Source organism: Pseudomonas saponiphila (genome assembly GCF_900105185.1).
Taxonomy (GTDB): domain Bacteria; phylum Pseudomonadota; class Gammaproteobacteria; order Pseudomonadales; family Pseudomonadaceae; genus Aquipseudomonas; species Aquipseudomonas saponiphila.
The window spans coordinates 372,823-384,527 of the sequence record NZ_FNTJ01000002.1 but is presented as its reverse complement, the minus strand read 5'-3'; the positions used below and the strand labels follow the sequence as shown (position 1 = coordinate 384,527).

Here is an 11,705-nt window from a genome sequence, read left to right as displayed (position 1 = left end):
TTGTTCGATGAAAAAACTACTCGTCGCTTTCGCAGCCGTTGCCGCGTTCTCCGCGCACGCCGCCGAAACCCTGACCGTGGCTGCCACACCGGTGCCCCACGCCGAGATCCTGGAATTCGTCAAACCGGCCCTGGCCAAAGAAGGCGTGGACCTGAAGGTCAAGGTCTTCACCGACTACGTGCAGCCCAACGTGCAAGTGGCCGAGAAACGCCTGGACGCCAACTTCTTCCAGCACCAGCCGTACCTGGATGAGTTCAACAAGACCAAGGGCACCAAGCTGGTAAGCGTGGCCGGCGTGCACGTGGAGCCCCTGGGCGCCTACTCCAGCAAGTTCAAGCAACTGTCCGAACTGCCGGGCGGCGCCACCGTGGTGATCCCCAACGACGCCACCAACGGCGGCCGCGCGCTGCTGCTGCTGGACAAGGCCGGCCTGATCAAGCTCAAGGATTCCAACAGCATCCTGGCCACCGTCAAGGACATCACCGAGAACCCCAAGGACCTGAAGTTCCGTGAACTGGAAGCCGCCACCATCCCGCGCGTGCTGACCCAGGTCGACCTGGCCTTGATCAACACCAACTACGCCCTGGAAGCCAAGCTGGACCCGTCCAAGGACGCCCTGGTGATCGAAGGCAAGGACTCGCCTTACGTGAACATCCTGGTGGCCCGTCCTGACGACAAGGACTCGGACGCCATGAAGAAACTGATCGCGGCCCTGCACAGCCCGGAAGTGAAGCAGTTCATCAACGAGAAGTACAAAGGCGCCATCGTGCCGGCATTCTGATCGGTTGCAGAAACACAAACGGGGCGCCTTGGGGCGCCCCGTTTTGTTTGTGGCCGCTGCCCAGGGCCTCAAGCGCGCGTCCTCTTCGAGGCCGATCGCAGCCTGCGGCAGCGGCTAAAGGTTCAGCGGTTCAAGCATGCCGCGTTATTGGCGCTGCAACATCAGCGGCAACTGGGCCACCAGCTTCTGGTTGTTCAACGGCGCGCGGATAAAACCGCGCTGGCGACCGTCCGGGCCGATCACCGCCAGGTTGCCGCTGTGGTCCACGGTGTAGTTGGGCTTGCTGGTGTCCGCCGGAATGAACGGAATGCTCACGGCATTCGCGAGCTTCTGCAGGTCTTCCACCGAGGAAGCGGTCAGGCCCTTGAAGTCCTTGTCGAAGTAGCCCAGGTACTGCTTGAGCTGCTGCGGCGTATCGCGGTTGGGGTCGACGCTGACCAGGATCACCTGCAGCTTGTCCACCGCCTCCTTGGGCAACTCGCTCTTGATCTGCCGCAGTTGGGCCAGGGTGGTGGGGCAGATGTCCGGGCAGAAGGTGTAGCCGAAGAACAGCAGCGACCATCTGCCCTTCAACTCATCGATCACCACGGGCTGGCCATCCTGGTCGAGCATTTTCACCGCCGGCAGCGTGCGGCTCTGGGGCAGGAGGATGATGCCGGCATCGATCAAGGCGGTGGGATCCCCCTGACCCTTGCCGGACAGTACTTTGTTGACGGTCAGCCCCAGCACCAGGGCCACCAGGGCAACGAGAATAAAGACGGTTTTCTGAGTTCGAGTCATAGGTTCAACAGTAGGTAGTGGTCTACGAGCAGGGCGATGAACAGCAGGAACAAGTAATAAATAGAGTACTTGAAGGTGTTGATCGCCGCGTGCGGCCGAGTGCCACGGTACAGCACCCAGGCCCATTGCAGGAAGCGCCCGCCCAGGGCCAGGGCGCACGCCAGGTACAGCATGCCGCTCATGTGAATGGCATAAGGCAGCAGGCTCACCGCCAGCAGGGCGAAGGTATAGAGCAGGATGTGCACCTTGGTGTAATGCTCGCCGTGGGTCACCGGCAGCATCGGGATATCGGCCTTGGCGTACTCCTCCTTGCGATGGATGGCCAGGGCCCAGAAGTGCGGCGGGGTCCAGGCGAAGATGATCAGCACCAGCAGCAGCGGTTCGGCGCTCAGGTGCCCGGTGGCGGCGACCCAGCCCAGCAGCGGCGGGGCCGCGCCGGCCAGCCCGCCGATGACGATGTTCTGCGGCGTCGCGCGCTTCAGAAAGCCGGTGTAGACCACCGCGTAGCCCAGCAGGGAGGCCAGGGTCAGCCAGGCCGTGAGCGGATTGGTGAAGGCCAGCAGCAGGGCCTGCCCGGCCAGGGCCAGGCACAGGGCGAACGCCAGGGCGGCCCGGGGTGAAACCCGGCCTTCGGCCAGGGGCCGCTTGTGGGTCCGGGCCATCAGCGCATCGATGCGCCGGTCCACCACATGGTTCACCGCCGCCGCGCCACCCGCGCACAGGGCAATGCCCAGGTTGCCGAACACCAGCACGGTCCACGGCACCCCGGCGCGGGTGGCGAGGAACATGCCCACCAGGGAGGTGATGAGCATCAACACCACCACCTTGGGTTTGGTCAGCTCCAGATAATCACGCCAGATCGCCCGGGGCTGCTGACGTTCGCCAATCAGAGTCGCCATGGCATCTCTCCTTTGATGGTGATGGGACCGGCCACCTGTTTGCGCGGGCTCAGACGCCAGCCCAGTGGCTGGCGATCCCGGGCCTGCACCAGGCTGGTACGCGCGTGATAGTTGACCAGCACCAGGGTCAGCAGCAGCGCCGCGCCCCCGGCGTTGTGCGCCACCGCCACCGGCAGGGGCAGGTGGAACAGTACGTTGCTCAGGCCCAGGCTGATCTGCGCCCCCAGGGCCAGCAACACCAGCCCGGCCAGGCGGGTCATCCCGGTCTGCCGCAGTTGCCAGGCCAAGCCCAGCAACACCAGGGTCACCAACACCGCGCCCACCCGGTGGGTCATGTGGATGGCGGTGCGGGCGTCACTGTCCAGTTGCCCGCCCAGGTAGTTGGGGCCGATGTGCTGGGTCAGGTGAAAGCCGTTGGCGAAATCCATGTTCGGCCACCACTGGCCGTGACAGGTGGGCAGGTCGATACAGGCCACCGCCGCATAGTTGGAACTGACCCAGCCGCCCAGGGCGATCTGCCCGATCACCAGCACCAGCCCGGCCGTGGCCCAGTACTGCAAGCGCCGCGGCACGATCAGCGCCGGCAATACGCCGGACAGGCGCAAGGTCAGCAGGAACAGCAGGCTCAAGGTGGCAAAGCCCCCCAGCAGGTGCGCGGTGACCACCTGGGGCCAGAGCTTGAGGGTCACCGTCCACATGCCGAAGGCCGCCTGGGCGAACACCACCGCCAGGAGGAACAGCGGCAGCTTCAGCGGCTGCCCGGGATGCCGGCGATGGCTCCAGGCGCGGGCCGCCAGCAGCACGATCAACAGCCCCAGGGTCCCGGCGAAGTAGCGGTGGATCATCTCGTTCCAGCCCTTGTGGGCTTCCACCGGGGTATCGGGAAAGTGCCGCTCGGCATGGGCCAGCTGCGCCTCGCTTTGCGGCACGCTGATAAAGCCGTAGCAGCCGGGCCAGTCCGGGCAACCGAGGCCCGCGTGGGTCAGCCGGGTGTAGGCGCCAAGCAACACCACGATCAGGGCCAGCAAGGTGGCCAACAACGCGAGGCGAAATCCAGGTTTGGCCATGACGATGCCCTTATCCGATGTTCGACAGTTTCAGCAGGTGGCGCAGGTCGTTGAGCAGGTCCTTGCCCTTGACCCGAGCGTCATAGCGCAGCACCAGGTTGCTGTGGGGATCGACTATCCACAGCTGCGGCGCGTCCTTGTCTTTGGCGCCCTGGGTGAAGGTCACCAGGTCCAGGGGATAGCGTTGCAACTGCGGGTATTCGCGCTGCAGCCTGGCTGCATATTCGGCACTCAGCGGCTGGGCGCTGGCCAGGGCATGGCTGGCCCGCGAGGCATCGCGGCCCAGGGCCACCTGGATCTGCCGCGCCAGGTACACCAGCTGCTGGCAATCCACCGCGCACTCCTTGGGCGCGGTAACCAGGATCTGCCAGCGATCTTCCTCGGCCTGCACGCCGATATCGGCGCGGGTCTGGCCGTTGCCGATCAGCTCGCCGTGGTAACTGCGGCTTTCCGGCACCCAGAACTGCAGCTTGTACATGCCGGTGGCGAGGATCATCGGGCCGATCACCATCAGCAGGATCAGGATCAGTTGCCAGCGTCCACGACGCCGATTGGCTGTTGGAGCTTCAGAGATGCTGGGTGGATTCATGGCCGTTCCCATGGCGTTTCTCCCGTGCGTTGTGCCAGCCGAAATAGAGATAGAGGAGCAGCAGGGCCAGGGCCATGGCGAACCACTGCACGGCGTAGCCCTGGTGTTTTTCCGGTCCCATGGCCACCACCGGCCAAGCCGTCAGGTAAGCGCCCGGGCCGGACTCCTGGCGCACCTCCTGGTTGAAGCCAATGCGATCCAGCTCGGCCCAGAGTGCTTGCGGGGCCACGGCGGTAATCAGCCGCGGCCAGCGCGCAGCGGCCGGGTCGGCATGCAGTTGGAACACCGCTCCCGGAGAAACGTAGACCCAGGCATCCAGGCTCAGGCTCTGCTCCGGGGTGCTGAAGACCGGCGGTGTGCGCCGGTCGGGCCAGGGCAGCCAGCCACGATTGACCAGCAGCCAGCGCCCGCTGGTCTGGTCGAGGAAGGGTTGCAGCAACTCGACTCCGGCCTGGCCGTCGTGCAGGCGGTTGTCCAGCAGCAGGCTGTGCTCGGCATCGAAATGGCCATACAGGCGCAGTCGGCGAAAGGCCGTATCCTCGGCGCCCAGCAACTCCAGCAGCGGCACCGGTTGGGCCACGCGGCGCTCGGCGTAACTGGCCAGCAGCTGGCGTTTCTGCTCGCCGCGCCCCAGTTGCCAAAAGCCCAGGTAAACCAGCACCGGCAGCAGCAACAGCACCACCAGGGTCGGCACGACGCCGGGCCGGAAGCCTTTCATGAGCGACCCGCAGGCTTGAGAAATCCACTCGCTATACTGCTGTACATCGCGTTCCCCCCGGAGTCCCACCATGCTCAAAGCAGCCATCGTCCTGATGCTGATTGCCACGGTGATCAGCCTGTTCAGCGGCCTGTTCTTTCTGGTCAAGGACGACAGCCAATCCAAGCGCCTGGTGACCGCCCTGAGTGTTCGGGTGTGCCTGGCCGCGATCACCGTGGGCCTGATCGCCTGGGGCTTCTTCAGCGGCCAGCTGGTGTCCCACGCGCCCTGGTAGGGCGCAGCAACTCCTGAACAGCGCCTCAGAGCACGTAGACGAAGACGAACAGGCCGATCCACACCACATCGACGAAGTGCCAGTACCAGCTGGCCGCCTCGAAGCCGAACTGATGCTCGGCGTCGAAATGCCCGCGCAGGATGCGCATCAGCATCACGAACAGGATCAAGGTGCCGATGGTCACGTGGGCCCCGTGGAACCCGGTGAGCATGAAGAAGGTCGCGCCGTAGATCCCCGAGCCCAGGGTCAGCCCCAGTTCGTGATAGGCGTGGATGTATTCCTCGGCCTGGAAGCCGAGGAAGGCGCAGCCCAGCAGCACGGTCAGCGCCAGCCAGATCTTCAGCGCACCGCGATGGCCTTTCTTCAGGGCATGGTGGGCGATGGTCACGGTGACGCTGGAACTGACCAGCAGCACGGTGTTGAGCAGCGGCAGGCCCCAAGGGCTGATGGTGCCCTTGGGCGATGGAAAGAGTTTCGGATCGGGGTTGTCGAGCAGCGGCCAGACGAACTCGAAGTTCGGCCAGAGCATATGGGCGATGCCCTTGTGCCCCTCACCGCCGAGCCAGGGCCCGGACATGTGCCGCACATAGAACAGCGCGCCAAAGAAGGCCATGAAGAACATCACTTCGGAGAAGATGAACCAGCTCATGCCCCAGCGGAACGAGCGATCGAGCTGAGCGCTGTACAGCCCGGCGCGACTTTCCTTGACCACCGCGCCGAACCAGCCGAACAGCATGTAGGCCAGCAGCAGGCCGCCGACGAAAAAGATCAGTGGCCCGTGGGATTCCGGGCGCGCCGCCTTCAGATCGTTGAACCAGGTCGCCAGGCCGAACACGGTGACGAACATGCCCACCGTCGCGATGATCGGCCACTTGCTCTGGGCCGGAACGTAATAGTGCTCATGAGTCGCCATGGGTCGTTCTCCTTATCGGGCACGCCAGATCGTCTATCCACCGGTCTTGGCGGTCGCCGCCACGGGTGGATGACGCGCGGTGATATCGAACAGCGTGTAAGCCAGCGTCAGGTGCTTCACATCCTTGGGCATGTCGCGGTCAACGATGAAACGCACCGGCATCTCGATCTTCTCCCCGGGCTGCAGCACCTGCTGGGTAAAGCAGAAACACTCGGTCTTGTGGAAGTACATGGCCGCGCTGCTGGGGGAAATGCTCGGGATGGCCTGAGCGCTCATCGGGTGATCACTGGGATTGCGGGCGATGAAGATCATCTCGTTCACCGCCCCCGGATGGACCACGATGTCATCGGCCTTGGGGTAGAAATCCCAGACCATGTCGATGGCGTTGGTGGACAGGAACTGCACCCGCACCTGGCGCGACTCATCCACCTGCTGGCTCTGGTCCGCGTACTGCCCTCCGGTCTTGCCATTGATGCCCAGGGCCTTGCACATCACGTCGTAGATCGGCACCAGGGCAAAACCGAAGACGAACATCGCCGCCACCACCAGCAACAGGCGGGTCACCAGTTTCTTCAGCGAGACTTCGGACATCTCAACCTCCTCCCGAACCTGTAGGAGCCGGCTTGCCGGCGAACCGGACACCAGGCTCTGGCGCCTTCGCGAGCGAGCTCGCTCCTACGGCCCAGCGGTTCATTTCACTTCCGGTGGGGTGACAAAGGTGTGGTACGGCGCCGGCGAAGGGATGCTCCACTCCAGGCCCTCGGCACCTTCCCACGGCTTGGCCGGGGCCGGTTTGCCACCGCGAATGCACTTGATGACGATGAACAGGAAGAAGATCTGCGTGGCGCCGAAGGTGAAGGCGCCAATGGAGGACACCATGTTGAAGTCGGCGAACTGCAGGTTGTAGTCCGGAATCCGCCGCGGCATGCCGGCCAGCCCGACGAAGTGCATGGGGAAGAACGCCATGTTCATGCCGACGAAGGACAGCCAGAAATGCAGCTTGCCCAGGGTTTCGTCGTACATGTGCCCGGTCCACTTGGGCAGCCAGTAATAGGCTGAGGCGAAGATCCCGAAGATCGCTCCCGGCACCAGCACGTAGTGGAAGTGGGCCACCACGAAGTAGGTGTCCTGGTACTGGAAGTCCGCCGGGGCGATGGCCAACATCAGCCCGGAGAAGCCGCCGATGGTGAACAGGATGACGAAGGCCACGGCGAACAGCATCGGCGTCTCGAAGGTCAGCGAGCCCTGCCACATGGTGCTCACCCAGTTGAACACCTTGACCCCGGTGGGCACGGCGATCAGCAGGGTGGCGTACATGAAGAACAGCTCGCCCACCAGCGGGATGCCGACCACGAACATGTGGTGCGCCCAGACGATGAACGACAGGAAGGCGATCGCCCCGGTGGCGTAGACCATCGAGGTGTAGCCGAACAGAGGCTTGCGGCTGAAGGTCGGGATGATCGAGCTGACGGCGCCGAAGGCCGGCAGGATCATGATGTACACCTCGGGGTGGCCGAAGAACCAGAACACGTGCTGGAACAAGACCGGGTCACCGCCGCCGGCGGCACTGAAGAAGCTGGTGCCGAAGTGGATGTCCATCAGCATCATGGTCACGCAGCCGGCCAGTACCGGCATCACCGCAATCAGCAGGAACGCGGTGATCAGCCAGGTCCAGACGAACAGCGGCATCTTCATCAGGGTCATGCCCGGGGCACGCAGGTTGAGGATGGTGGCGATCACGTTGATCGCGCCCATGATCGAGCTGATGCCCATCAGGTGAATGGCAAAGATGAAGAAGGTCACGCTTTCCGGGGCGTAGGTGGTGGACAGCGGGGCGTAGAAGGTCCAACCGAAGTTCGGCCCGCCGCCGGGCATGAACAGGGTCGACACCAGCAGCAGGAAGGCCGCCGGCAGCAGCCAGAAGCTGAAGTTGTTCATCCGCGGCAGGGCCATGTCCGGCGCGCCGATCATCAGCGGGATCATCCAGTTGGCCAGGCCGACGAAGGCCGGCATCACCGCGCCGAAGACCATCACCAGGCCGTGCATGGTGGTCATCTGGTTGAAGAACGCCGGCTCGACGATCTGCAGCCCGGGCTGGAACAGCTCGGCACGGATCACCATGGCGAACGAACCGCCAAGGAGAAACATGCAGAAGCTGAACCACAGGTACAGGGTGCCGATGTCCTTGTGGTTGGTGGTCAGCACCCAGCGCATCAGGCCCTTGGCGGGACCATGGGCGTGGTCATCATGGCCGGCGTGGCCGTGGTCATCGATCACAGCACTCATGTCCTGTCTCCTGCGAGCGAATGGACGGGATGATCGGCAGCGACGTGCCGCGACCGCTTGCGCAAATATTCGATGAACCGGCTCATTTGCTTTCCGCCTGTTTCAGCGCCAGGACATCCTTGGGCGTCACCATGTCGCCCTTGTTGTTGCCCCAGGCGTTGCGTTCGTAGGTGACCACGGCGGCGATGTCGACTTCCGAGAGCTGCTTGCCGAAAGCCGCCATGGCGGTGCCGGGCTTGCCGTGGAACACCAGGCTCAGGTGAGCTTCCTTGGGACCGGTGGCGATCTTCGACCCCTTGAGCGCCGGGAACATCGGTGGCAGGCCCTGGCCCTCGGCCTGGTGACAGGCGACGCAAGTGGTGTGGTAGATCTTGTCGCCACGGGCCACCAGTTCGTCGAGGGTCCATTCCTTGCTGGTCAGTTCCTTGAGCTTGGCCGCCTCGGCCTTGCGTTCGCCGAGCCAGGTGTCGTAGTCGGCCTGGCTCTTGACGTCGACCACGATCGGCATGAAGCCGTGGTCCTTGCCGCACAGCTCGGCGCACTGGCCGCGATAGATGCCGGGCTTGTCGACCCGGGTCCAGGCCTCGTTGACGAAGCCGGGGATGGCATCACGCTTGACCGCGAAGGCCGGCACCCACCAGGAGTGGATGACGTCGGCGGCGGTCACCAAAAAGCGCACCTTGGCCCCCACCGGCAGCACCAGCGGCTGGTCGACTTCCAGCAGGTAGTGCTCGCCCTTGGCGGTCTTGTTGTGGATCTGCTCGGCGGGAGTGGCCAGGTTGCTGAAGAACTCCACATCCTGGCCCAGGTACTTGTAGTGCCACTTCCACTGGTAGCCGGTGATCTGGATGTCCACGTCCGGCTCGCTGGTGTCGTACATCTTGATCAGCGTCGCCGTGGCGGGCACGGCCATGGCCACCAGGATCAGGAAGGGAATGATGGTCCAGAGGATTTCCACCGTGGTGCTTTCGTGGAAACGGGCCGGGACCTGGCCGGTGGAGCGACGGTGCACGATCATCGACCAGAACATCGCGCCGAAGACGATGAGCCCGATCACCACACAGATCCAGAAGATGGTCATGTGCAGGTCGAACACCGCGTGGCTTATCTCGGTCGCCCCTGGCGTCATGTTCACCGTCCAGGCGGCTTGCGCCTGGCTGAATACCGACCACAACAGCAGGCCCATCCAGACATGTGGATGTCGCATCATTGCGGGTTCCCCTTATCGTTCTTGTTATCCCGGAGGCTCAACACCTGCGGCAAGGGAGCGGCTGCCTAGACTACGAACTTAAACCGGCCGGGGCCTCGCTGCGTCTGCAGTCGAGCGTCATCAGCTAACTTCATTCATTGGCGAGTATAGACAGCGACTCTCACCTCGCAACGCGCTGGCATAAATCACTTGAAACGCCGGGGAAGGGCTTTGCAGGCCACGGAGGAAAAGGGGTAGAAAGCAGGGGCGAATACAGCGATATAACCGCGATGACTAAGCATGAAATAATTATGACAAATGCGTCTTAACCGCTTTTGTAAGCACGCTAACTTATGTGCTCCCTATTCATGTCCTTGTCCCTGGAGTTTTCATGAACACCGTCGCATTGCGCGAGCAGATCCAGCTGGCCCAGCAACACGAAGCCAGCACGGGCCTTCTGGCCCGTCAGCTGGAAACGCAACTGCCTCACCTGCACCCCTCCATCCAGCTGCCCGAAGTCGACGCCAAGGGCGTCCTGACCCGTTTCGTCAGCGCCTACATCGACCAGGTTCCGGACCTGCTGGACGCCGCCAACGCGGTGGCCCGCGAAGCCGGCATCGAGTCGCAGATCAAGCCGGTACTGAAGATCGCCGAGCAATTCTTCCTCCAGCCGCCGGCCATCATGGACGGCCACGTCGGCCTCGACAGCCTGCTGGACGAAGCCTACCTGGCCCTGCGCCTGGTGGAGGAAGTCAACGACCTGTACATCAAGCATTTCGGCCGTCCGCTGATCCCCCTGGACATGACGGTCGCCAACCTCATCGCCCACCAACTGATCGGCGAAACCTTCGCCAACCAGCTGGACGAAGCGGTGCACCACGCAGTCGACGCGATGCTCAACGAAGAGAGCTTCGCCCTGGAGTCAGTCGAAGCCTACCGCGAGAAGCTCAGCAGCCCGGATACCGAGGCCGCCTGGAAACGCTGGCCCTGCCTGTCGCGCCAACTGGGCGTTGAACTGGAACTGGACCAGCCCGCCGCCTGACCCACGCCTCGCCAGCAAGGCTCGCAACGAGCCTTGTGGCGAAGGGCCGGCCCTCTGCGAGCGCCGCGCGCCCAACCTTCGGTCCAGCCTCTTGCCCTGCAGTGCCCACCCTTGGTGCTCGACCAGCCTTCCAGGCGCCGCTTCACTCCCCGTGTTTCGATCAGCAGCCGCAAGCCCCTGGCGCGGCCGGCCCGACTCCCGCCTACCAGCAGTTGCCAAGGCAGGGCAGCGTGCACCCTGCTCCTGGCTGTACTTCGGGCGTGACCAAGCCAGGGCCGCCAGACGGCGGCCCTGGCTGCTACCACTCAAGGGAATTTAGAAACGCGCTTTGGGCGTGGCAACCGGGATCGGGTGGCTGCCATCGAGCGGCAGGAAGCAACCCTTGTCCGCGTCGTAGGCCTTGATCGAGCTGGTTTCGATGTCATAGACCCAGCCATGGATGAACAACTGGCCGTTGGCCATGCGCGAGGCCACGGAAGGGTGGGTGCGCAGGTGCTGCAACTGGGCGATGACGTTCTCTTCGGTCAGCACATGCATGCTGGACGACTCGTCGGCGCAATCGCAGTTCTCGTGGACCATGGTCCGCGCCACTTCGGCATGGCGCAGCCAGGCCTTGACCGTGGGCATCTTCTCCAGGCTCTGGGGGTTGAGCACCGCGCGCATGGCGCCGCAGTCCGAATGCCCGCAGACGATGATGTGATGCACCCCCAGGGCCAGCACCGCGTACTCGATCGCCGTCGACACACCACCGTTCATCTGCCCGTAAGGCGGCACCACGTTACCCACGTTGCGGGTCACGAACAGGTCGCCCGGGGAGCTTTGGGTGATGAGTTCGGGAACGATGCGCGAATCGGCACAAGCAATGAACATCGCCCGCGGCCGCTGGGCCGTGGCCAGTTTCTTGAACAACTCTTCCTGCTGCGGGAAGACTTCATGATGAAAATGCAAAAAGCCGTCAACGATATGCTGCAGCGCTGCATCGGCGGTTTCGCCAACCTCGGTGGGTGCCGGAGCCGACGCAGCCAACGGCTGTTTATCTTTGTCACTCATGATTCAGCCTCTCTGTCGGATTTGGTGAATTTTCCAGAATTATCCGGCACGACGCCAGTAATCGATTAAGAAATAACCGAGCCGCCGCCCGCGACCACTGGGTCACTCAACGATAGG

At 63.6% G+C, this 11,705-nt stretch carries 13 protein-coding genes; 3 read left to right on the top strand and 10 right to left on the bottom strand.

The window, feature by feature from the left end; genetic code table 11:
* Positions 1-7 precede the first annotated feature (7 nt).
* Positions 8-781 (top strand): MetQ/NlpA family ABC transporter substrate-binding protein, encoded by a 774-nt coding sequence (locus BLV47_RS23705; RefSeq protein WP_092318218.1) that lies wholly within the window; start codon positions 8-10, stop codon positions 779-781.
* 144 nt (positions 782-925) lie between these two features.
* On the opposite strand, the gene BLV47_RS23700 is transcribed toward BLV47_RS23705, so the two are convergent.
* Genes BLV47_RS23700 through BLV47_RS23680 form a run of 5 tightly spaced genes read right to left on the bottom strand, consistent with a single transcriptional unit; the run spans position 926 to position 4,834 of the window.
* Complete coding sequence (locus BLV47_RS23700) at positions 926-1,561, bottom strand: SCO family protein (RefSeq protein ID WP_092318216.1); 636 nt, start codon at positions 1,559-1,561, stop codon at positions 926-928.
* Positions 1,558-2,460, bottom strand: a complete 903-nt coding sequence (gene cyoE / locus BLV47_RS23695; protein ID WP_092318214.1) for a heme o synthase — start codon at positions 2,458-2,460, stop codon at positions 1,558-1,560. Before cyoE ends, BLV47_RS23700 begins: the two co-directional genes overlap by 4 nt.
* Complete coding sequence (locus tag BLV47_RS23690; protein WP_092318211.1) at positions 2,448-3,527, bottom strand: COX15/CtaA family protein; 1,080 nt, start codon at positions 3,525-3,527, stop codon at positions 2,448-2,450. The genes cyoE and BLV47_RS23690 overlap by 13 nt, the downstream gene beginning before the upstream one ends.
* Before the next feature lie 10 nt (positions 3,528-3,537).
* Entirely contained in the window at positions 3,538-4,128 is a 591-nt protein-coding gene (locus tag BLV47_RS23685) for a hypothetical protein (RefSeq protein ID WP_092320560.1), read from the bottom strand.
* Entirely contained in the window at positions 4,094-4,834 is a 741-nt protein-coding gene (locus BLV47_RS23680) for an SURF1 family protein (RefSeq protein WP_092318208.1), read from the bottom strand. Before BLV47_RS23680 ends, BLV47_RS23685 begins: the two co-directional genes overlap by 35 nt.
* Positions 4,835-4,904: 70 nt before the next feature.
* Between BLV47_RS23680 and BLV47_RS23675 the strand changes: the two genes are divergently transcribed.
* Complete coding sequence (locus tag BLV47_RS23675) at positions 4,905-5,108, top strand: twin transmembrane helix small protein (protein WP_092318205.1); 204 nt, start codon at positions 4,905-4,907, stop codon at positions 5,106-5,108.
* A 25-nt stretch (positions 5,109-5,133) separates the two neighbouring features.
* Here the strand turns inward: BLV47_RS23675 and BLV47_RS23670 are convergent, their stop codons facing one another.
* The 4 genes from BLV47_RS23670 to coxB all read right to left on the bottom strand — a co-directional run bounded on the left by BLV47_RS23670 (position 5,134) and on the right by coxB (position 9,517).
* Positions 5,134-6,021: a cytochrome c oxidase subunit 3 gene (locus tag BLV47_RS23670; RefSeq protein ID WP_092318202.1), complete on the bottom strand. Its 888-nt coding sequence runs from the start codon at positions 6,019-6,021 to the stop codon at positions 5,134-5,136.
* A gap of 33 nt (positions 6,022-6,054) precedes the next feature.
* The gene (locus tag BLV47_RS23665) at positions 6,055-6,612 is read right to left on the bottom strand and encodes a cytochrome c oxidase assembly protein (protein WP_092318199.1); all 558 of its coding nucleotides are present in this window, start codon (positions 6,610-6,612) and stop codon (positions 6,055-6,057) included.
* A gap of 99 nt (positions 6,613-6,711) precedes the next feature.
* Entirely contained in the window at positions 6,712-8,307 is a 1,596-nt protein-coding gene (gene ctaD / locus BLV47_RS23660) for a cytochrome c oxidase subunit I (RefSeq protein ID WP_092318196.1), read from the bottom strand.
* 82 nt (positions 8,308-8,389) lie between these two features.
* Positions 8,390-9,517, bottom strand: a complete 1,128-nt coding sequence (gene coxB / locus BLV47_RS23655; RefSeq protein ID WP_092318193.1) for a cytochrome c oxidase subunit II — start codon at positions 9,515-9,517, stop codon at positions 8,390-8,392.
* Positions 9,518-9,887: 370 nt separating this feature from the next.
* On the opposite strand from coxB, the gene BLV47_RS23650 reads away from it, so the two are divergent.
* Positions 9,888-10,538, top strand: a complete 651-nt coding sequence (locus BLV47_RS23650; protein WP_092318190.1) for a hypothetical protein — start codon at positions 9,888-9,890, stop codon at positions 10,536-10,538.
* 315 nt (positions 10,539-10,853) lie between these two features.
* Here BLV47_RS23650 and BLV47_RS23645 read toward each other — a convergent pair whose 3' ends face one another.
* A complete protein-coding gene (locus BLV47_RS23645) occupies positions 10,854-11,588 on the bottom strand; it encodes a carbonic anhydrase (RefSeq protein WP_092318187.1) in 735 nt (244 codons plus the stop codon).
* Positions 11,589-11,705: the final 117 nt, after the last annotated feature.

Excerpts from the sequence above, each read along its gene's own strand:
- BLV47_RS23675 (WP_092318205.1), top strand. The coding sequence starts at position 4,905 with ATGCTCAAAGCAGCCATCGTCCTGATGCTGATTGCCACGGTGATCAGC.
- cyoE (WP_092318214.1), bottom strand. The coding sequence starts at position 2,460 with ATGGCGACTCTGATTGGCGAACGTCAGCAGCCCCGGGCGATCTGGCGT.
- ctaD (WP_092318196.1), bottom strand. The coding sequence starts at position 8,307 with ATGAGTGCTGTGATCGATGACCACGGCCACGCCGGCCATGATGACCAC.
- coxB (WP_092318193.1), bottom strand. The coding sequence starts at position 9,517 with ATGATGCGACATCCACATGTCTGGATGGGCCTGCTGTTGTGGTCGGTA.
- BLV47_RS23645 (WP_092318187.1), bottom strand. The coding sequence starts at position 11,588 with ATGAGTGACAAAGATAAACAGCCGTTGGCTGCGTCGGCTCCGGCACCC.
- BLV47_RS23685 (WP_092320560.1), bottom strand. The coding sequence starts at position 4,128 with ATGGGAACGGCCATGAATCCACCCAGCATCTCTGAAGCTCCAACAGCC.
- BLV47_RS23690 (WP_092318211.1), bottom strand. The coding sequence starts at position 3,527 with ATGGCCAAACCTGGATTTCGCCTCGCGTTGTTGGCCACCTTGCTGGCC.
- BLV47_RS23705 (WP_092318218.1), top strand. The coding sequence starts at position 8 with ATGAAAAAACTACTCGTCGCTTTCGCAGCCGTTGCCGCGTTCTCCGCG.
- BLV47_RS23670 (WP_092318202.1), bottom strand. The coding sequence starts at position 6,021 with ATGGCGACTCATGAGCACTATTACGTTCCGGCCCAGAGCAAGTGGCCG.
- BLV47_RS23680 (WP_092318208.1), bottom strand. The coding sequence starts at position 4,834 with ATGAAAGGCTTCCGGCCCGGCGTCGTGCCGACCCTGGTGGTGCTGTTG.
- BLV47_RS23650 (WP_092318190.1), top strand. The coding sequence starts at position 9,888 with ATGAACACCGTCGCATTGCGCGAGCAGATCCAGCTGGCCCAGCAACAC.
- BLV47_RS23700 (WP_092318216.1), bottom strand. The coding sequence starts at position 1,561 with ATGACTCGAACTCAGAAAACCGTCTTTATTCTCGTTGCCCTGGTGGCC.
- BLV47_RS23665 (WP_092318199.1), bottom strand. The coding sequence starts at position 6,612 with ATGTCCGAAGTCTCGCTGAAGAAACTGGTGACCCGCCTGTTGCTGGTG.